Source organism: Candidatus Symbiopectobacterium sp. NZEC135 (assembly GCF_025962695.1).
The window spans coordinates 1-1,330 of record NZ_JAGFPF010000481.1 but is presented as its reverse complement, the minus strand read 5'-3'; the positions used below and the strand labels follow the sequence as shown (position 1 = coordinate 1,330).

Below are 1,330 nucleotides of genomic sequence, written 5' to 3'. Positions count from 1 at the left end.
AATGATGCAGATGAATGGCTGGTTGCAGACTAAAAAAAATGCACTATGACAATAAATTACGCAAACTTTGCAATATCATTGACCAGCACGCTGATGGTGTCTGGGTTATTGATTAATATTACACCACGTAGGAAATCATCATATTGGAATAAAAGACTCAAGCTCTCAGGTTTGATCAAGCTATCCAAGTCATAGGAACTGTAAACAGGGTTGCTCATAAAGTAGAGTTTGCACATGTGAAGAAACTCTCCTCTGATCTGTACATTCCCTCGGATATAGAGCTCAGTGCGTGCTAACGTTTCTTCGATAGTGCCAAAATCGCCATTCCCATCAGAATAATGATAAAAATAATCTTCAGGGCGACCCAACGCATGGATCGACTCATGGCACATAGTGGCAGAAACTGCTTTGGTATCCTTAGAGAGTTTCTGAGATTTGATGTGCGGTGGGAGTGACCCATATTCTTTAGCGTGAATAAAATCCGTCATGATAAAGATTCTATCCAGTGGATCGTTTGAATATGAAAATCCAGCAACATTATTTTTCCTACTCAGGTCACCGTTGTCCATAGTCTGTTTTTTTTCATGCTTATTCATGACTAGAAAAATATTCGATTTATCATTTTCATCAAAAACAAGATCCATACGATTCAGTTTAATCAATAACGTATCAATGAATAATTTTTGAGCAGAAAAATCAGAAATTCTCAACCTATTCTCTACGTAGTCTTTCACCTCCGGAGATTGTTTTTCGATCAGCATACGGACTTTCGAAATATCTTTCTTAGTCTTATCAAAGGCATCATTGAATACCTCAAAAAGATAGGCATGAGAGGGAGAATCTGCAATAGACGTGATACTATTGAAAGAATAATCATCTTTATTCTCGAGAACATCAATTTTGTAATCATCAATAAATTCATTACTGTATTTTATTGACGTTACTAATTTTTTACTGCTGAGAGAGAAAAAATCCTTGACATGTTGTACATCACCATTATCCAATAATTTTTTTTTCAAGTTGTCCAACGATGTGAAAGAAGTTTCAAAAGGCTCACGTTTAATATCGGAATTTTGCCATTTTGATAAAGCGCTTGATACCTCAGCATCTAAATTAAAAACCATTTCAAGAGCTTCTGATGGCGTAGTGATTATCGTCTGCTTTGTGTCAAAATCCTTGATAATACAGACATCAGCAATGATGATATTTTTGTCTATCTCACCCTCATTTTTTTTACCATAGATTTTGAAAAATACAGGAACCATACCGTCGCTGATAGGTTCCTCTTTGGCATGAAAAAACACGCCATCATTAGATAAAAAATAAAGGG

1 protein-coding gene is annotated in these 1,330 nt (G+C 35.7%); it reads right to left on the bottom strand.

The window, feature by feature from the left end; all coding sequences use genetic code 11:
* Positions 1–56 precede the first annotated feature (56 nt).
* The coding region (locus tag J5224_RS28075; RefSeq protein ID WP_264628399.1) for a hypothetical protein at positions 57–1,330 on the bottom strand (1,274 nt) is incomplete at its 5' end.